Annotated in this window: 14 protein-coding genes; 6 read left to right on the top strand and 8 right to left on the bottom strand. The window is 68.1% G+C overall.

Going from position 1 to position 18,331, the window contains the following annotated elements:
* A partial coding sequence (locus ACFDSW_RS07960) for a DNA translocase FtsK 4TM domain-containing protein (RefSeq protein WP_375249750.1) occupies positions 1-472 on the bottom strand: 472 nt, incomplete at its 3' end.
* A gap of 170 nt (positions 473-642) precedes the next feature.
* Here ACFDSW_RS07960 and ACFDSW_RS07955 point away from each other — a divergent pair.
* On the top strand, positions 643-1,860 hold the full coding sequence (locus ACFDSW_RS07955; RefSeq protein ID WP_375249749.1) for a UbiH/UbiF/VisC/COQ6 family ubiquinone biosynthesis hydroxylase: 1,218 nt from the start codon (positions 643-645) through the stop codon (positions 1,858-1,860).
* Positions 1,861-1,864: 4 nt separating this feature from the next.
* Here the strand turns inward: ACFDSW_RS07955 and pdeM are convergent, their stop codons facing one another.
* The 3 genes from pdeM to ACFDSW_RS07940 are packed head-to-tail and all read right to left on the bottom strand — an operon-like array spanning position 1,865 to position 6,134.
* Positions 1,865-2,542, bottom strand: coding sequence for a ligase-associated DNA damage response endonuclease PdeM (gene pdeM, locus ACFDSW_RS07950; protein WP_375249748.1), 678 nt, complete (start codon positions 2,540-2,542; stop codon positions 1,865-1,867).
* 32 nt (positions 2,543-2,574) lie between these two features.
* Positions 2,575-5,901: a glycosyltransferase gene (locus ACFDSW_RS07945; RefSeq protein WP_375249747.1), complete on the bottom strand. Its 3,327-nt coding sequence runs from the start codon at positions 5,899-5,901 to the stop codon at positions 2,575-2,577.
* Positions 5,902-5,912: 11 nt separating this feature from the next.
* Positions 5,913-6,134, bottom strand: coding sequence for a hypothetical protein (locus ACFDSW_RS07940; RefSeq protein ID WP_375249746.1), 222 nt, complete (start codon positions 6,132-6,134; stop codon positions 5,913-5,915).
* Between the two features lie 293 nt (positions 6,135-6,427).
* Between ACFDSW_RS07940 and ACFDSW_RS07935 the strand changes: the two genes are divergently transcribed.
* From ACFDSW_RS07935 to ACFDSW_RS07925, 3 genes are read left to right on the top strand one after another with little or no spacing between them, the layout of a single operon-like run.
* A complete protein-coding gene (locus ACFDSW_RS07935; protein ID WP_375249745.1) occupies positions 6,428-6,829 on the top strand; it encodes a hypothetical protein in 402 nt (133 codons plus the stop codon).
* The gene (locus tag ACFDSW_RS07930) at positions 6,804-7,490 is read left to right on the top strand and encodes a winged helix-turn-helix domain-containing protein (protein ID WP_375249744.1); all 687 of its coding nucleotides are present in this window, start codon (positions 6,804-6,806) and stop codon (positions 7,488-7,490) included. Before ACFDSW_RS07935 ends, ACFDSW_RS07930 begins: the two co-directional genes overlap by 26 nt.
* 17 nt (positions 7,491-7,507) lie before the next feature.
* The gene (locus tag ACFDSW_RS07925; RefSeq protein ID WP_375249743.1) at positions 7,508-8,863 is read left to right on the top strand and encodes a sensor histidine kinase; all 1,356 of its coding nucleotides are present in this window, start codon (positions 7,508-7,510) and stop codon (positions 8,861-8,863) included.
* Between the two features lie 79 nt (positions 8,864-8,942).
* Here the strand turns inward: ACFDSW_RS07925 and ACFDSW_RS07920 are convergent, their stop codons facing one another.
* The 3 genes from ACFDSW_RS07920 to ACFDSW_RS07910 form a co-directional block, all read right to left on the bottom strand.
* Positions 8,943-10,337 carry a M20/M25/M40 family metallo-hydrolase gene (locus ACFDSW_RS07920; protein WP_375249742.1) on the bottom strand — a complete coding sequence of 465 codons (1,395 nt, stop codon included), beginning with the start codon at positions 10,335-10,337 and terminating at the stop codon, positions 8,943-8,945.
* Between the two features lie 101 nt (positions 10,338-10,438).
* Entirely contained in the window at positions 10,439-11,395 is a 957-nt protein-coding gene (locus tag ACFDSW_RS07915) for a retroviral-like aspartic protease family protein (protein ID WP_375249741.1), read from the bottom strand.
* Positions 11,396-11,460: 65 nt separating this feature from the next.
* Positions 11,461-13,872 carry a ligase-associated DNA damage response DEXH box helicase gene (locus ACFDSW_RS07910; protein ID WP_375249751.1) on the bottom strand — a complete coding sequence of 804 codons (2,412 nt, stop codon included), beginning with the start codon at positions 13,870-13,872 and terminating at the stop codon, positions 11,461-11,463.
* A 107-nt stretch (positions 13,873-13,979) separates the two neighbouring features.
* Here ACFDSW_RS07910 and ACFDSW_RS07905 point away from each other — a divergent pair, with 107 nt between their 5' ends.
* Both ACFDSW_RS07905 and ACFDSW_RS07900 read left to right on the top strand, forming a co-directional pair.
* A complete protein-coding gene (locus tag ACFDSW_RS07905; protein WP_375249740.1) occupies positions 13,980-14,990 on the top strand; it encodes a ligase-associated DNA damage response exonuclease in 1,011 nt (336 codons plus the stop codon).
* Positions 14,991-15,149: 159 nt separating this feature from the next.
* A complete protein-coding gene (locus tag ACFDSW_RS07900; protein ID WP_375249739.1) occupies positions 15,150-16,772 on the top strand; it encodes a S10 family peptidase in 1,623 nt (540 codons plus the stop codon).
* 84 nt (positions 16,773-16,856) lie between these two features.
* Here ACFDSW_RS07900 and rpoN read toward each other — a convergent pair.
* A partial coding sequence (gene rpoN, locus ACFDSW_RS07895; protein WP_375249738.1) for an RNA polymerase factor sigma-54 occupies positions 16,857-18,331 on the bottom strand: 1,475 nt, incomplete at its 5' end.

Below are 18,331 nucleotides of genomic sequence, written 5' to 3'. Positions count from 1 at the left end.
CGACCATCAGCAGCAGCGAACGGACCCCGGCGACGACCCCGAGGCCGATCGCACCGCCCCAGCCGAACGGCAATTGCGGCACCGCGCCCGGCGCGACGCTCGCCAGCGCGATCGCCATCAGCGCGACGCCGATCAGCCCGAACCGCAGCATGCGCGGCCATTCGCCTGCCGGTTGTTCCCGCCATAGCCGGATCGCGACGATCGCGGGGATCGGCAGCAGCAGCGCCACCGCCGGGCCGATGATCGTCAGCGCCAGATCGGCGAACCATGCCCCCGGGCCACCGAGCAGATTGCCGGTCACGCCCCCGGCGGCGGTGTTGAACGCGGCATCGCCGGGACGGTAGCTGGCGAGCGCCAATGCCATCGCGACCGTGCCGAGCATCAGCAGCACCGCCATCAGCAGTGCCCCGCTGCGCAACGCCCCCGCCTTCACCGTCTCGCGCCATAGCGGCGCCCCAGCGCGGCTCGCCATTACCCAACCCCGTGTCGATGTGAGAGAAACCGCGTCATTGTCCCCGCGCGCGAGTCCGGCGTCAAGACGGCGCGTGGCGGTCGGGTTGCCGCCCCCGGCGAAACGAGCGGCGACCCCCGTTGCCGTCTTGGGCGATTGGCAGCACCGCCCCGGCAAGCTAGAGCGACGACATGGATCACGCAGATGTGCTCATCCTCGGCGGCGGGCTGGTCGGCAGTGCGCTCGCGGTCGCGCTCGATCGTCACGGCCTGTCCGCGATCGTGGTAGATCCGGCCGATCCGGCGGTGACGTTGAGCGCCGGGTTCGATGGACGCGCCTCGGCGGTGGCGAGCGCGAGCCACAAGATGCTCGACGCGATCGGGGTCGGTGCCGCGCTGGCCGGCAAGGGTTGTGCGATCTGTCAAATCCGGGTGAGCGACGGTCTGGCGCCGGGCAAGCTCGATTTCATTCCAGCGCCCGATGATGCCGCGCTCGGCACGATGTACGAGAACCGGCTGATCCGCCGCGCGCTTTATGATGCTGCGATGGCGGCGGAGCAGGTCGACGTGCGGATGCAGACCCGCGCCACCACGGTGGAGCGCAGCGAGCGCGGCGTGCGCGCGCTGCTGACGTCCGGCGACACCGTCACCGCCGATTTGCTCGTCGCGGCGGAGGGGCGGCAATCGCCGACGCGCGAGGCGGCGGGAATCAACGTCGCGCGCTGGCAATATGATCACGAAGCGATCATCGGCGCCTTCCATCATGAGCGCAGCCATCAGGATGTCGCTTACGAGATCTTCTACCCCGATGGCCCGTTCGCCTTGTTGCCGCTGCCCGACGACGAGACCGGACATCGCTGCGCGATCGTATGGACGGTGGGCAAGGATCAACGCGCGGGGATGCTGAAGCTGAGTGACCGTGCGTTCCTCGCCGAAGCCGAGAAACGCATGGGAGGGTTCCTCGGGCGGCTGTATGAAGTGAGCCCACGCACCAGCTATCCGCTCGGCTTCCATCATGCGGCGCGGGTCACCGATACACGGCTCGCGCTGGTGGGTGACGCGGCGCACGGCATCCATCCGATCGCGGGGCAAGGGGTGAACCTGGGTTATCGCGACGTCGCCGCGCTGGTGGAGGTGCTGGTGGAGGGGCGGCGGCTCGGGCTGCACGCGGGCGATGCGCAGTTGCTGGCGCGCTATCAGAACTGGCGCAGTCTCGACACGTTCATGGTCGCCGCCGCCACCGATACGCTGACGCGGCTGTTCGGCATTCCCGGCAAGACCGCCAGCGCGGTGCGGCGCTTCGGCATCTCGCTGGTCGATCGCCTGCCGCCGCTCAAGGATCGTTTCATGGCCGAAGCACGCGGAGAAAGCGGCAATCTGCCGCGCCTGCTGATGGGCGTGCCAGTGTAAGCGTTCACGCCGCCAGCGGAAAGCGGAGCAGGCGATCGTCGAGCGCGATCAGTGCCTCGCCCGCGCCGCCGGTGACGCGGCAGATCTCGGGGTGCGTCGCGTCCAGCCCGCCGGTCAGCGCCCCGAAAGCGGGGAAGATCAGCTTGCGCTGCGTCGCGACGAAGCACCGCCGCGCGATCATCTTGCCGCGCACCCGGATTCGCAATTTCGGATGGAAATGCCCCGATACTTCGGGCCGCGGCTCCGCCGGATCGGCTTCATGGCGCAAGATCACGCCATCGACCAGCGCCTCCGCCATGACGTCGCCGCCACAGCGATCCACAAATACCCGGTCGTGATTGCCGGTGATCCACGTCCAGCGCATTCGCCGCGTCAGATCGGTCAGCAAGGTGCGCGCCTGTTCCGGCAGTCGGTCGCAGCCCGCCACATCGTGGAAACTGTCGCCCAGGCACCACATTTCGGTCGCCCCGGTCGCCTCCACCAGCGCCGCCAGCCCACCGAGCGTCGCGATCGAATCATAGGGGGGCAGGAATTGCCCGCCGCCCGCCAGCCAGCTCGCCTTTTCCAGATGGAGATCCGCGACCAGCAGCGCGCGACGTTCCGGCCAGTAGAGCGCACCGGCGGGCAGCGCCCGGAAATGATGGCCACCGAAGCAAAGGCTGGCGAACGGAACGGGAACCATGCCGTCCGCCATGCCTTAGTCGCGGCGCCCGATCAATGGCTTGCCGCGTCGGGCCGAGTCCCTGCCACGTCGACCCGACCGCTGCGTTCCAGTTTGCCCCAGCCGACCACGCGACCGCGTATCGCGGCGGAGATCGCACGGACCACCACCCCATACATGATCTGCCGATACACCAACCGCTGCGCGATCAGCAGATGCGCGGGGTAGCGCACGCGATGACCGTCCAGGTGATAGGCCAGCCAGCCGCACAACACGTCGATCGCGGTGAAGGCGACCCAATATATTGCCATCGTGCCGACGTCTCCCGACGTCTGCGCCCAGCCGTGCTGGGTGATCCGCAGCGTGGTGCCGACGATCGACAGGATCAGCGCGAGATCGATCAGCGGGCTGATCGCGGCGAAGACGATCTGGAACAGCCATGCCTGCGGCATGCCGACCAGCGCCAGCCCCGAAGGCTTGCGCCGCCACAGCACGACGCGGTGTTTCCACAGGCATTGCAGCGTCCCGAATGCCCAGCGGAAACGCTGTTTCGCCAAGGCCCGGAACGATTCGGGGGCCTCGGTCCACGCCACGGCGCGTGGATCATAGGTGACCCGCCAGCCGGCGCGCTGGATCGCGATCGTCAGATCCTGATCCTCCGCCAGCGTATCCTCGGGATAGCCGCCGACCGCGTCCAGCGCGGCGCGGCGCCACGCGCCCACCGCACCGGGCACCACCGTCATGGCGTCGAACCCCGCCAGCGCACGCCGTTCGAGATTCTGCGCGGTGATATATTCGACCGCCTGCCAGCGCGTCACCAGATTGTGGCGGTTGCCGACCCGCGCATCCCCCGCCACCGCGCCGATGCGCGGATCGGCGAACCAGCGAGCCAGCCGCCGGATCGTTTCTGGCTCGAACTGGGTATCGGCGTCGAGCGCGATGATCACCTCGCCGGTGGCATCCCGCAGCGCGCGATTGAGCGCCGCCGCCTTGCCGCCGTTGACCAACGTCAACAGCGTTACACGCGGATCGTCGGCGAAGGCGTCACGCACCAGCGCGCTGGTCGCGTCTGTCGATCCGTCGTCGGCGACGATCACCTGCAGATCGGGATAATCGCTCGCCAGCACGCGCGCCACCGAAGCGGCGATCACGCGCTCCTCGTTGAAGGCGGGGATGATCACCGAGACGGTGGGCGTGAAGACGGGCGGCGCGACGCGGTGCCGCCGCGCCTGTAGCCACGCCAGCCCGGCCATCATCAAGGCACGCGCGATGCCCAGCGAGATCGCGAGGAAGAACAACCATTTTAAGAGCTTCGAGACGATCGCGAGAAGGATGAAGATGCCGACGTCGGTGCGCACCGCCCACAGATCGTGGCGCGAGACCGGTGGCATCACCTGGGCCTGGGAGAGCCCGATCAGCCGCGATACCGGGACGAACGTATATCCCTGGGCACGCAATATCGCGATCAGGCGCGGCAGGGCGGCGACCGTCTGTGCGCGATCCCCACCGCCGTCATGCAGCAGGATGACGTTCGCGGCATTGGTGGGAGAGGCGGCATGGACCTGATCGACGACCTGCCGGACGATCGCGTCGGCGCCTGGCCGCTGCCAGTCGTTCGGGTCGACGTGCAGGCCGACGATCGTATAGCCCGCGCGCTGCGCCGCCAGCGCCGGTTCGAGTTCGTCGGCGGTGGTCGGCTCGGCGTCCCCGAAATAAGGAGCGCGGAACAGCTTCAGGTCGCGCCCGGTATAGGCCTGCACCAGCCGTTGCGTGACGTTGAGCTGCAGGGCGGTTTCGCGGGGCCCCAGCGTCGCCATGTTGGGATGGGTATAGCTGTGATTGCCCAGCTCGCTGCCCCCTGCGACGATCCGCTGGAGCAGCCCGGGATGCTCCAGCGCATTCTCACCGATCACGAAGAACGTGGCGGGTACGTGCGCCTTTTCGAGCACGTCCAGGATACGCGGCGTCCACGTCGCATCGGGGCCGTCGTCGAAGGTCAGCGCCAACAGTTTCGGATCGGCCGCGCCGGTGCGCTGGACGACATAGGGCGTCGGTAGCGACAGATAGCGCTCGTCACGGATGATGTGCTGCGCATCCGCGAACAGCACCCGCCGTCCGGTGGTGGGGGTGGTGGTGATCCGCAGGATCTCTCCGCTGCCTTCCACATCGGTGTTCAGCGACGAGGAGATCCGGCGCAGATCGGGCAGCCTGCCGGTCCGGAACGCCGCCAGATCGCTCCAGATACCAGGATCCTCGCTCCCCAGCCGCCACAAGGCGACATCATCGATTCCGAGCTGCTTGAGCGCTTGCAGCTGATTCCAGCTGGTCGCCGCGTCCATCATCCAGATCGTGTGGCGCTGCCCGTCCTCGTCATAGCCGAAGGCGGCATTGCCCGAGGCGCGGTCGAAGGTTACCGGCGCCTGGCTGTCGTGCGCGGCCAGCCAGGCTTCCTCGATCGACATCGCATCGGTATCGTGGCCGTGCCAGTCATAGGCATAGCTGCCCAGCGCGACGATCAGCTTGTCCCGCCCGATCAGGCGCACCGCCTGTTCCACCTGCGGCACGAACCAGCCCTGCGCCGCGATCGGGCCGGGGCTGCCGCCGTCGTAATGCTGGTCATAGGCCATGAAGATGACGCGGTCGGCCACCGACGCCAGCGCGGGGAGCGGCCAGTCTTCGTCCTCCGCGGGTGCGGTCACCGCCAGCTGCGTGCCGGCAGGCAAGGCGGCGCGCAACTGCCGCAGGAACAGCAGATAATGGCCCATGGCGCTGGCGGGCAGCGCCTCGAAATCCATCACCACGCCCGCCTCGTGCCGCCAGGCGACATACCGGCCAAGGCGTCGCGCGAAATCCGCGCGTGCCGCCGGATCGGCCAGCAGCGCCGCCGCGCCCGCGCCGTCCCACTCGGCATTGGCAAAATTCTGCACCATCGGCAGCACTTTGGGCGGGCGCGGCATCGCCGCGATCATCCGGTCGAAGCGCACGTCCCGCGCCAGCGTGACGCGATGGGCCGGCCCCCCGACGAAGATCGTCGCCGGCACCACCCAGTCGAGCGCGGCGACATGGCGGCGCAACGACGCGATGCTGGTGTCGTCGCCCGGAATGTAGAAGCCGACCGAGAGCGGAGTGTTCGGTCCGGCGCGGCTGGTGCGCGGCAGCCAGCGGCGCCAGCCCTGCGCACGCCCTCCGGCGATGTCGCCGTGCGCCGCGGCGGCATGGGGCTGGGGCAACGGCAACGCCAGGTCGCGCGCGGGCGCCATCGCGATCAGCGTGGTCGCAAAGGCGATCGCCGCGATCAGCAACAGCACGATCAGCCCGGCCAGCGCGCGTTTGGAGCGTCGGCTGCGACGGCCGGTGGGGTCGAAGAAAACCGGAGTCATGACGTCAGCCTTTATGCTTCGCCGAGAAGGCCAGCGCGATACCAGCGCCGGATCGCGGGCAGCCGGGTCAGCTCGCATCCGCAATGGCGGCAGCGGGCATGTTGCAGGCCCCGGGCATCGGTGCTGATCCGAGTACCTGCGACATGCCGCTCGCGCGCGCAATCCCGCACGTGTCGATCAACCGCCGCCGGGGCGGGGGTGGAGGACGGCTCGGGGAATGGCGGATGGGTCATGCTGCCTCCTTGCGACGCGCCGCGTGCCCGGGGCGTGTCGGAAAGATGAGCGATCGGTCATGTTGCGCCCATTTCGCGAACAGCATGGGCACGCCAGAGAGATGGGTGAGACAGGACGTTCCCGTGGCCAGCCATCGCCTTCACACCCCCGCCGCCCGCCCGATCGGCACATTGGCAGTCGCGCTCTCCGCCATCGCGCGGGGGCGCGGCGTCGATCGGATGTGGCGCCGGTGCCAGGGGGCGGCAGCGGCGCAGAAGGGCATGCTGCGGGGCGCCGCGCCGAGGCGCCGCGGATGAGATCGCTGCGGCAGCTGCGATATGCGTTGTTGGCGCTGCTGGCGATCGCGCTGGGCGGTGCGCTGCTGTCCGTTCGGGCGATGCACGCCTCGCGCGGTCGCACGCCGGATGTGATGGGGGCGACCTTCGCCACCCCCGCCGCGGATCATCGCGCGGGCGGAGCGTGGATCATCACCAGCCTGCGCGTCGGCGGCCCGGCGGAAAGCGCCGGGCTGCGGGTCGGCGACGTGGTGGAGACGGTGCGGGGCGATGCGGGCGCGGTCTCGCTTGCCGAAGCGAAGCGAGAGATGGCATCAGGCGACAGCGTGGAGTTCGATATCCGGCGTGGTGGCGCCACGTTTCACGTCGTGATGGCCAGCCTTGGAGACCGCGATGTCGGCAAAGATCCTGGTGATTGAGGATGATGGTGCTACCGCTGAGTTCGTCGCGAAGGGGCTGACCGAGGAGGGCTTCGTCGTCGATCGCGCCGACAACGGTCGCGACGGGCTGTTCCACGCTACCGACGGCAGCTATGATTGCATCGTGCTGGATCGCATGTTGCCGGGGATGGACGGCATGGCGGTGCTGGCGGCACTGCGCGGCGCACAGATCGAAACACCGGTGATCGTGCTGTCCGCGCTCGGCTCGCCCGAGGATCGCGTCAAGGGTCTCACCGGCGGGTCGGACGATTATCTTGCCAAGCCGTTCGCGTTCGCCGAACTGCTCGCGCGGATCCGCCTGCTGATCCGCCGTGGCAAAGTGAGCGCGGCGGTGCAGACGGTGCTCACCTGCGACGATCTGGAGATGGATCTGCTGGCGCGCCGCGTCAGGCGCGCGGGCCGGACGATCGAGCTGCAACCGCGGGAGTTCCGCCTGCTGGAATTCATGCTGCGCCACGCCGAGCAGGTGGTGACGCGCACGATGTTGCTGGAGGGCGTGTGGGATTATCACTTCGATCCCGGCACCAACGTGATCGACGTGCATCTCAGCCGCCTGCGCAAGAAGGTGGACGAGGGGTTCGCGCGGCCGTTGCTGCATACCGTGCGGGGCGCGGGATACCGGCTGGGCGTGGCCGCGTGACGCGGCGCTGACGCCGGATGTTCTGGCGTTCCACCACGTTCCGCTTCGCCGCGCTGGTCTTTCTCTTGCAGGTCGCGGCGTCGGCGACCCTGCTGTTCGCGCTGCGCACGGTGGTGCACGGGCAGGTGTTCGCACGCGCCGCCGCGATCGAGGAGGTCGTGCGCAATGATCTGCTCGCCACCGCCGCCGGGAGTGGGGAAGCCGGACTGGCCCGCGCGATCGCGCTCCGCGTGTCCAGGGCGATCACCCCCGGCACGGTGCTGTTGTTTGTGGATTCGGGCGGAAGGCCGATCGCGGGCAATCTTGCCGCCTGGCCGCCGAACGTCGCATTCGGCCGTTCGATACAGGTTGACCTGTATCGCACCCGCCGTTCCACGCCAGAGGCGATGTTGGTCCGCGCAACCCGCTTGCCGAGCGGCGCGCGATTGCTGACCGGCAGCGTGGTGGAGGGAGAGCGCCGCGCGGTGCGATCGCTGGAGGCGGCGACGCTGTTCGCGCTATCGCTGGGGATCGCCTTCGCGGCGCTCGCTGCATGGCTGTCGGCGCGGATGATCGTCGTCCGGCTCGACACCACTGTGGAGACGCTCGCCGCTGTGCGCGACGGTGATCTGTCGCGGCGCGTTCCCACCGATCGCGCCGGCGATGCCTTCGCCTCGCTAGCGGGATCGGTCAATGATACGCTCGACAGGGTCGAGGCGCTGGTGGTCGAATTACAGGTGGCGACCGACGGACTGGCGCACGATCTGAAATCGCCGTTGACGCGGCTGCGCTCCGCGCTCGAACGCGCCGCGCGGGAGGTGACCGAACCTGCCGCTCAGGAAGCGGTCGATCGCGCGCTGGCGGAGGGTGAGCGCTTGCTGGCGCTGGTCGAAACCGCGCTGCGCATCACCCGTGCCGAGGCGGGGATCGGCACCGAAAGCTTTACCCCGGTCGATCTGGCGGTGGAGCTGGAAGACATCGCGGAAATCTATGGCCCGGTGGCGGAAGACGCTGGCCGTGCGATCCGGGTCATCGGCGCCGCATCGGGGGTGACGCTGCCGATACACCGCGAATTGATCGGTCAGGCGCTCGGCAATGCGGTGGACAATGCGTTGAAATATGGCGCGGGGACGATCACGCTCGGGTTAGCGGTCGGCGAAACCCACGCCACATTGTCGGTCGCGGACGAGGGGACGGGGATCAGGCCCGAGGATCGCGCCGTGGCGCTGCGCCGCTTCGGTCGGCTCGACCTTGCGCGCGGCGGAACGGGCGCCGGACTGGGCCTGTCGCTGATCGCCGCGGTGGCGCGGCTGCATCGCGGCGCCGTGCGGCTGGAGGATGCGCACCCCGGCCTGATCGTCGCGATCGACCTGCCGCTGATGGACCGGGGATAGTAAAGCGAGCGATCTCGCTTGCGGCGACCGCGGGAGAACATCCCCCGCCGTCGCCGCGCCAATCTGATAGCGCCGGCGTCTATCCGGCATAGGCCTTGACGAGATCGAACAGATAGTTGCGCGCGTCGTATAGCGACGAGACGCGGATGCGTTCGTTCAGGCCGTGGATGCCGTTGAAATCCGGATCCAGGAACGTCCCCGGCGCGCCATAGACCGGGATGCCGATCGCTTCGAGGAAGATGCCGTCGGTCGCGCCGGTCGACATGCTGGGCAGGATCGGCACGCCGGGGAAATGCTTCGCCGCAACCCGCGTCATCGGCCCCAGGATCTTCGGATCGAGCGTCGGCGGCACCGCCACCGGACGGATCGGCTGGTTGGCGGTGACGGTCACCTTCGGCCCGGCGAGCTCCTTCAGCTTCGCCAATGTCGTATCGACCGTTTCGCCGGGGAAGATCCGGCAATTGACGTTGGCCGTGGCACGCTGCGGCAGCGCATTCTCGGCATGGCCGGCATTGAGCAGCGTCGCGACGCAGGTGGTGCGGAGCGTGGAGTGCAGCACCTTGTCCCGGCTGACGATCGCATCCGCCGCCTGGTCCTGCGGGTTGGCAAGCAGGCGGCGGATCGCGTCGCCCAGTTCGCCGCCGCGCATCTTGGCATTCGCGGTGAAGAAGGCGCGCGTCGTGTCGGTAAACTTTACCGGGAATTCGTAGCCCTGAACCGCCTTGATCGCGTCGGCCAGTTCATAGATCGCATTGTCCGGCGTGGGGGCGGAGCTATGCCCGCCCGGGTTCGTCGCGGTCAGCGTGAAATTCTGCGCCGCTTTCTCGCCCACCTGCACGCTGAGCAGCTGGCGCTTTCCCTGCGCATCAAGCAACCCGCCACCGCCCTCGTTGAGCGCAAATTCCGCCGCGACCAGATCGGGGCGGTTCTGCGCCAGCCATTGCGCGCCATTGAACGCCCAGGTGGTTTCCTCGCCGCAGGTCAGCGCCAGCTTGATCGTCCGCCTGGGATGATAACTCTGCTGCCGGAACCGCACCATCGCATCGGCCCAGATCGACGACATCGCCTTGTCGTCGACGGTGCCGCGCGCGTAATAATAGCCGTTCTCCTCGACCAGCGTGAACGGATCGCGCTGCCAGTCGGCGCGCTTGGCCTCCACCACATCCAGGTGACCGAGCAGCAGCATCGGCTTCATCGCCGGATCGCTGCCTTTCAGCACCGCGACCACGCCGCCGTCATTGGGGTGGTCGGGCACCGAGAAATAGGTGATGTCGGCATCGGCATAACCCGCCGCCTTCAGCCGCGCGCCCACCTGAGCCGCCGCCTTGGTGCAGCTGCCGACATTGGCGACGGTATTGGTTTCCACCATCTCCTTGTACAGCGCAAAAAACGCTTTCTCGTCCGGGCGGTTCTGCGCCCCCGCGACCATCGGCGCACACGCCAGTACCGCCCCGATCATTCCCAACCCGCGCATGCGCCCTCCACGATCCGTTATCGGTGGTAAAGCTTGCAGCGATTGCGACGCCGCGCAACCATGACGTGTGCCTTGTCTACCCGGGCGAGCGAAGAAAGCCGCTATGATACCGCGTCACGCGGCATGACGAGCCGGAGCTCGCGATTGGCGAAGTCGATATCGACGCGCCGGAACAACCGCAGCGCGTCCATCCCCAGCATGATCGCGGGCCGATCGTTCAGCCCGAAGGCGCGGAACGGCGCGGCATCGGCGAAGGCGACCGGCAGCGAGCGGATCCGCGCGCTGCCCAATCGCATCTCGGGCACCACCGCGATATCGCCGACCATCTGCTGGCCGAGGACGCTGGTGAAGATCGCTGGTTCGCGCGCCTTGCCGCGTCTGGCGAGCAGGCGGCGCAGCGCGAGGTTGCCGACACTGGTGGCGGTGCCGGTATCGAGCACGACGCGCACCTTGCGCCCCGCGACGCTGGCGTGCGTCACGACCAGCTGGCCGTAGAGGCTGCGCGCCTGGATGACGATCTCGTCGTCGGCGGCGGCGCGGTGGCGGCGGCGCGCAACGGGAACGACCGTCATCGCGTCGCGATCGAAATCGATGCGCAGCGCATGGCCCTGCAACGTATCGATGCCGAGCATGCCGGGGGCGCCAAGATGCGATGCCTCCAGCGCGGGCGCCTGGATCGCTCGCCCGCCGATCGACCCCGCGGGCAGGGTCGCCACCGCGAGCGACGGGACGATCACGGTATCGACCTCGCCCGATCCGGCCATCGCGGTGACGCGGACGCGCGGCCCGAGCGGCAATCGCAGCAAGCGGGCGAGCTGGCGCGAGACGACGCTGCGCTGCGCGCCGGTGTCGATGATGAAGGGGTAGGGGCCAGCGCCCGCCACGCGCACCGGCACCGTCATGCGCGTTTCGGTGGTCAGGAAGGAGAGATCGTCGCCGCTGGGGGTGGGGTCGGGAGCGGCGGCAGGAGGAGTGGCGGGGATAGGGGCCAGTGTCGGCTGCTGCGCCGCCACTGGCGCGGCGAGCGCGATCAGCGCCGACACGCTCCACCTCTCCATCGCGGAAGAATACGCCCGTTCCGGGCCTTTAGAAAGCGAAAACCTTCCCCGCGACGAGCGAGGCGTCAGTCGACCGCCATCGCCTCGGCGGCCAGTGCCTCCGCTTCGATCAGCAGCGCGTCGTCCGCGCTCCCGGTCGCGACCTTTTCGCGCCCGATCAGCGTCAATACCGGCACCGCCAGCGGCGTGACACGCGGCAGATCGACATGCACCATCGTGTCCGCCGCGCGGTCGAGCAGGTCGGCAAGCCGCCCGACATCGGTCATCCGCGCGCGCGCGTCGGCCCAGGCCGCCTGCAACAGCACATGCCCCGGCTCGTATTTGCGCAGCACGTCATAGATCAGGTCGGTGGAGAAGGTGACCTGGCGCCCGGTCTTGCGCTTGCCGGGGTGTTGCCGCTCGACCAGCCCGCCGATCACCGCCACTTCGCGGAATGCCCGTTTCAGCAGGTGCGAGCGCTCGACCCAGTCGACGAACTCATGCTCAAGGATGTCGGACGAGAATAGCGCGGCCGGATCGCGCACCTTGTCCAGCGAATAGCAGGCGATCGCGTAATCGTTGGCGACGAAGCCCAGCGGGCGCAGCCCCAGCGTCTCCATTCGTTTGGTGACGAGCATGCCGAGCGACTGATGCGCGTTCCACCCCTCGAAACTGTACGCGACCATATATTCCCGCCCTTCGCGGGGGAAGGTTTCGACCAGCAGCTGGTCGGGGCGGGGCAGGGTGGAGCGGCGCTGCTGGATCTCCAGCCATTCGCGCACATCGTCGGGAAAGCGCCGCCACTGATCGGGTTCGTGCAGAAAGTGGCGTACCCGCGCGGCAAGGTTGGTCGACAGCGGCATGCGGCTGCCGCCATAGGTGGGGATGCGCGCGGGACGGGCGGTGGCGCGGACGATCAGATCCTCGGTATCGATCTTCTCCACCTCCAGGCTCATCCCGGCGAAGAAAAAGGTATCGCCATGGCTCAGCGTCGCGGCGAAGCCTTCCTCCACCTTGCCGAGAGCGCGGCCGTTGCGGAACCGCACCTTGAGCATCGTCGCCTCGACGATGATCCCGGCGTTGAGACGATGCTGCGCGACGAACTTCGGATGGCTGACACGCCATTTGCCGTCCGCATCCTGCGTCAGCCGGCGAAAGCGATCATAGGCACGCAACGAATAGCCGCCGTCGCGGATGAAGCCGAGCACCTGATCGAACAATTCGGCGGTCAGCGCGGAATAGGGCAGCGCGCCGCGTATCTCGTCCAGCATCGCCGCCTGATCGAAGGGCGCGGCGCAGGCGCACGCCATCACATGCTGTGCCAGCACGTCGAGCGCCCCCATGCGGAAGACGTCGGCGTCAAGCTCGCCCGCCTCGACCGCGTCGAGCGCGGCGCGGGCCTCCAGATATTCGAAGCGGTTGCCGGGGACGAGGATCGCTTCGGAAGGTTCGTCAAGGCGATGATTCGATCGTCCGATCCGCTGCAGCAGCCGTGACGACCCCTTGGGGGCGCCCATCTGGACGACGCAATCCACATCGCCCCAGTCGACCCCGAGATCGAGGCTGGCGGTCGCCACCAGCGCGCGCAGCCGGCCCGCCGCCATCGCCGCCTCCACCTTGCGGCGGGCTTCTTTTTCCAGGCTGCCGTGGTGGATGCCGATCGGCAGCTGCGCGGTATTGGCTTTCCACAAGTCCTGAAAGATCAGCTCCGCCAGGCTGCGCGTGTTGCAGAAGACGATCGAGGTGCGGTGCCGCTCGATCTCCGCCATCACCTGCTCGGCGGCGTAGCGCCCCGAATGCCCCGCCCAGGGCACGCGATCCTCGGGCAGCAGGATCGCGATGTTCGGATCGACCCCCGTATCGCCCGCCACCAGCGCGACCGTATCGATATCGCCATCGGGGGCCAGCCAGGCGCGATAGCCGTCGGGATCGGCCACCGTGGCGGACAGTGCGACGCGGCGGCACGCCGGCGCCAGCCGTTGCAGCCGCGCCATGCAGAGCGACAGCAGGTCGCCGCGCTTCGTGGTGGCGAAGGCATGTACCTCGTCGACGACGATCGTGCGCAGCCCGGCGAACATCGTCGCACTGTCGGGATAGCTGAGCAGCAGCGACAGCGATTCGGGAGTGGTCAGCAGGATATGCGGCGGCCGGACGCGCTGTCGGGCCTTGCGATCCGAAGGCGTATCCCCGGTGCGGGTCTCGATCCGCAGATCGAGCCCCATCTCGTCGACGGGGGTGACGAGATTGCGCTGGATATCGACCGCCAGCGCCTTCAGCGGGGAAACGTACAGGGTGTGCAGCCCGTCGCCCGGCGCCTCGATCAGTTCCGCGAGCGTCGGCAGGAAGCCGGCGAGCGTCTTGCCCGCGCCAGTGGCGGCGATCAGCAGCGCATGCCGGCCGGCGCGCGCCTGTTCCCACATCGCCAATTGATGCCCGCGTGGCGACCAGCCGCGCGCGGCGAACCAGTCGGTGAGGGCAGGGGGCAGGGGAGCGGTCAAGCGGGTGATGTAGGATGCGCCACGGCGGGTCGCCAGATGAGGATCATGCGCCTCCGCGTGATCCTTTTCCAACGGATACGATTCCCTATCCGGCAGGTTGAGGAACGATGGCGACACGCGGCACGACCCTGGGCGACTGGCTGGAACCCCATCCGACCGGCATCTATGTTCGCCCGGCGGATGCGTGGGTCGATCCCTCGGTGCCGCAGCCGCGCGCGTTGGTGACGCATGGCCATGCCGATCATGCCCGCGGCGGGCATGGCACCGTCTGGGCCACGCCGGAGACGCTGGCGATCATGGAGGCGCGCTACGGCCCGCAGGCGGGCGTGCCGGTCAGCTATGGCGAGACGATCCGGCTGGGGGAGGTGGAGGTCGGCTATGTGCCGGCGGGCCACGTCCTTGGTTCGGCACAGATCGTGCTCGACTATCGCGGCGAGCGGATCGTCGTGTCGGGGGATTACAAGCGCCGCGCCGATCCCACCTGCACGCCGTTCGAGCCGGTGGCGTGCGACGTGTTCATCACCGAGGCAACGTTCGGCTTGCCGGTGTTCCGCCACCCCGATACCGGCGATGAGATCGACAAGTTGCTGGCGCGACTGCACGCCGATCCGGCGCGCTGCGTGCTCGTCGGCGCCTATGCCCTGGGCAAGGCGCAGCGGGTGATCGCCGAGCTGCGCGAGCGTGGACACGAAGCGCCGATCTACATTCACGGTGCCCTGCAACGCCTGTGCGATCTCTATGCCGATCTCGGCGTGCGACTGGGCGAGTTGCTGCCGGTCGCGGGCGTGCCCAAGGCGGCGATGGCCGGGCATGTCGTGATGTGCCCGCCGTCAGCGCTCAACGATCGCTGGTCGCGCCGGCTGCCCGATCCGATCACCGCGATGGCGTCCGGCTGGATGCGGGTGCGGCAGCGCGCGCGGCAGAAGAACGTCGAGCTGCCGCTGATCCTGTCCGACCATGCCGACTGGGACGAACTGACCGAGACGCTGACCGAGATCGCGCCGCGCGAAGTGTGGGTGACGCATGGCCGGGAGGAGGCGCTGGTGCATTGGTGCATGACCCGCCAGATCCGCGCCCGTGCGCTGGCGCTGGTCGGGTTCGAGGACGAGGACGATTGACGGGGAGGGTGAACGCCGTCCCCGTTGCCGTCATGCCCGCGAGGGCGGGAATCGGAAACGCTGCCGGGGTGATCCCGGCCAGATCAGCCTCAACCCCGCTTGCATGGTTTCGCATGAGACGATTACACCCGCCTATCCAACGACAAAGGGGATCGCCTGATGCGCTTCGGTTTCGCTGCCCTCCTGCTTGCCGCCGCCGCGGCGCCGACCGTGGCGCAGGATCGGAAGCCGCCCGCCAGCAATGCCGAGCTGCAGAAGGAGAAGATCGAGGCCGCTTATGCCAATGCGCCGGTCGAGGAGCGCGAGGAGCGGTCGAAGGGCGCGGTGACGGTCGGCGGCCAGCGGTTGCCCTATACCGCCACCGCCGGCACGCTGACGCTGCGCGACCTGGAGGGAAAGCCGACCGCGTCGATGTTCTATACCGCTTATACGCTCGACGGCACCAAGCCGGGGACGAAGCGGCCGATCACCTTCTTCTATAACGGCGGGCCCGGCAGCCCGACCTTCTGGCTGCACATGGGCTCGTTCGCGCCGATGCGGTTGCGGACCGGCAATCCTGAATTCATCCGCCCAGCGCCATATGATTTCGGGCCGAACCCGTACACGCTGCTCGACAAAACCGACATGGTGTTCCTCGACGCGATCGGCGCCGGCTATTCGCGCCCGCTGGGGGATATGAAGCCATCGGCCTTCTACGGCACCGATGAGGATGCGGACGCCTTCGCCAAGGCGATCCTGAGGTATGCGACCAAGTTCGGCCGCTGGAACAGCCCCAAGTTTCTGTTCGGCGAAAGCTATGGCACGCTGCGGTCGGGCGCGCTGGCCTATCAGTTGCAGGATCGCGGCATGGCGCTGAATGGCGTGGTGCTGCTCAGCTCGATCATGAACTATGGCTATCGCCAGCCGGGGCTCGATCAGGTCTATCTCAACTATCTGCCCAGCTATGCCGCCACCGCCTGGTATCACAATCGCCTGCCCAACCGTCCGGCGGATGTCGCGACGATCGTACAGCAGGCGCGCGACTTCGCGGTCGGACCGTATATGTCCGCGCTGGCCAAGGGGCAGGACATTTCCGACGCGGAGCGCGATCAGGTCGCGACGCGGATGAGCCAGTTGATCGGATTAAGCCCCGATTTCATCAAGCGCGCCAACCTGCGCATCGATCTGCCACGCTTCCAGAAGGAGTTGCTGCGCGGTTCGCGGCAGACGATCGGCCGCTTCGATTCGCGCTACACCGGCACCGACAGTGACGCGGCGGGCGAGCGGCCGGAAACCGATGCGTCGTCGGATGCGATTTCGGGCGCCTTCATCGCGACGTTCAGCGATTATGTGACGCACACGCTCGGATACAAGACCGACATGCCATACCGCCTGTCCGCCCGCGATGCGGCCGGCTGGACGTGGAACTGGCAGCATGACGCGCCCAACCGCATGGGGAAGCAGAACAATCCCAATACCGCGGTCGACCTTGCCGCGGCGATGCGCGCCAATCCCTATCTGCAGGTGCTGTCGATGAACGGCTGGTACGACATGGCGACCCCGTTCTTCGGCACCGAGAACGATCTGGGGCATATGATGCTGGAACCGGCGCAGCGCCCCAATCTGCAGTTCACTTATTACCCGGCCGGGCACATGGCCTATCTCAACCCCGAGGCGCTGGCGGCGATGAAGCGTGATCTGTCGGCATGGTATGATCGCGCGGTTTCGGTCGCGCGTTCGGGCACGCCCCCGGTCGCGCCTTCGGTTGGCGCGTCGGAGGGGCCGGCACAAACCCCGAATTGAGGGATTGATGGGGTGGGCGAGGGCGGATCGACTTGCCGCGCATCCGCCCGTCGCGGCGGAGGATGGTAGGACCGAAGGCCCGCGCTAGCCGGCCCCCGCGCCCGCCAGCGCGCGGGCCCGGCGGCGCTGTACCGAGCTGCCGATCCCCATCGCCTCGCGATATTTCGCCACCGTGCGCCGCGCGATGCCGAAGCCTTTGGCGTTGAGCAGGTCGACCAGCGTATCGTCCGACAGGATGGTGTCGCCTTCGCCGGCGATCAGCGCGCGGATCGCGCTCTTCACCGCCTCCGCCGATACCGCATCCCCGCCATCGGCCGCCTGGATCGCCGAGGTGAAGAAATATTTCAGCTCGAACAGCCCGCGCGCGCAGCTCAGATATTTGTTGCTGGTCACGCGGCTGACGGTCGATTCGTGCATCTCGATCGCGTCCGCCACCTGCCGCAACGTCAGCGGACGCAGATGGGCGACACCGTGCAGGAAGAATGCTTCCTGCTGCTTCACCAGTTCGGTCGCGACGCGGATGATCGTGCGCTGCCGCTGGTCGAGCGCCTTGACCAGCCAGTTGGCGCTGGCGAGCTTCTCCGCCAGCCACGCCTTGCTGGCCTTGTCCTGCGGGCCCGACGCCAGTTCGGTATAATAACGTCGGTTGACCAGCACGCGCGGCAATGTCGCGGCGTTCAGCTCGATCGCCCAGCCGCCGCGCGCGCGCGTGACGGTCAGGTCGGGGATCACCGGCGGCGGCGCCTCCCCACCATAGCGGCAACCCGGCTTCGGATCATAGCCGCGCACTTCGCGGATCATGTCCGCCATGTCTTCGTCATCGACCCCGCACAGCCGTTTCAGCCGGGTCAGATCGCCGCGCGCCAGCACGTCGAGATGGTCGAGCAGGCGGGCCATGCACGGATCGTAGCGATCGACCTCACGCGCCTGGATCGCGAGGCATTCCGCCAGATCGCGTGCGCCGACGCCGGTCGGCTCGAAGCGCTGGATCGCTTCCAGCACCGCCTCTACCCGCGCCAGCGCGACCCCCAGCCGCTGCGCGATATCGAGGAGGTCGGCACGCAGATAGCCGGCCTCGTCGATCTGATCGATCAGCGTGCGCGCGATAAACAGGTCGGCGTCGTCGAACGCCGCGCCCGCCTGTGCCAGCAGAATGTCGGCCAGGCTCTCGCTGGTGTCGGCAAAGCTGTCGAGGTCGAGCGCCTCTCCCGAAGGCCCCGTGCCCGGCAACGATCCCGCCGCCGAATCACCGACGCGATCCGATGGTCCGTCGTCGAACCGCTCGGCGGCGATATCGACGTCGAGCGATTCGCCCGCCGCCTCGCCCGCGGTGACAAGTTCGTCCGCGCCGGCTGGCTCGTCGCGCGCCGGGGATTCGTCGACCGGGCTATCGGCGGATGGGGCGGTGGTGGCAGGCTCTTCCGCCGGCGCGGTACTGTCGAGCAGCGGATTGCGCTCGATTTCCTCCGCGATGACCCCTTCGATCTCCAGGTTCGACAGCGCCAGCAGCTTGATCGCCTGCTGCAGCTGCGGCGTCATCACCAGCGATTGCGACTGGC

Origin of the sequence: Sphingomonas sp., assembly GCF_042091075.1 — a bacterium.
Lineage (GTDB): Bacteria > Pseudomonadota > Alphaproteobacteria > Sphingomonadales > Sphingomonadaceae > Sphingomonas.
Note: the sequence above shows the minus strand (reverse complement) of the source record. Positions and strands in the feature narration are given on the sequence as shown.

Coding starts and splice junctions, on each gene's coding strand:
- ACFDSW_RS07915 (WP_375249741.1), bottom strand. CDS start 11,395: ATGGAGAGGTGGAGCGTGTCGGCGCTGATCGCGCTCGCCGCGCCAGTG.
- ACFDSW_RS07955 (WP_375249749.1), top strand. CDS start 643: ATGGATCACGCAGATGTGCTCATCCTCGGCGGCGGGCTGGTCGGCAGT.
- ACFDSW_RS07940 (WP_375249746.1), bottom strand. CDS start 6,134: ATGACCCATCCGCCATTCCCCGAGCCGTCCTCCACCCCCGCCCCGGCG.
- ACFDSW_RS07920 (WP_375249742.1), bottom strand. CDS start 10,337: ATGCGCGGGTTGGGAATGATCGGGGCGGTACTGGCGTGTGCGCCGATG.
- ACFDSW_RS07925 (WP_375249743.1), top strand. CDS start 7,508: ATGTTCTGGCGTTCCACCACGTTCCGCTTCGCCGCGCTGGTCTTTCTC.
- pdeM (WP_375249748.1), bottom strand. CDS start 2,542: ATGGTTCCCGTTCCGTTCGCCAGCCTTTGCTTCGGTGGCCATCATTTC.
- ACFDSW_RS07905 (WP_375249740.1), top strand. CDS start 13,980: ATGGCGACACGCGGCACGACCCTGGGCGACTGGCTGGAACCCCATCCG.
- ACFDSW_RS07945 (WP_375249747.1), bottom strand. CDS start 5,901: ATGACTCCGGTTTTCTTCGACCCCACCGGCCGTCGCAGCCGACGCTCC.
- ACFDSW_RS07930 (WP_375249744.1), top strand. CDS start 6,804: ATGTCGGCAAAGATCCTGGTGATTGAGGATGATGGTGCTACCGCTGAG.
- ACFDSW_RS07935 (WP_375249745.1), top strand. CDS start 6,428: ATGAGATCGCTGCGGCAGCTGCGATATGCGTTGTTGGCGCTGCTGGCG.
- ACFDSW_RS07900 (WP_375249739.1), top strand. CDS start 15,150: ATGCGCTTCGGTTTCGCTGCCCTCCTGCTTGCCGCCGCCGCGGCGCCG.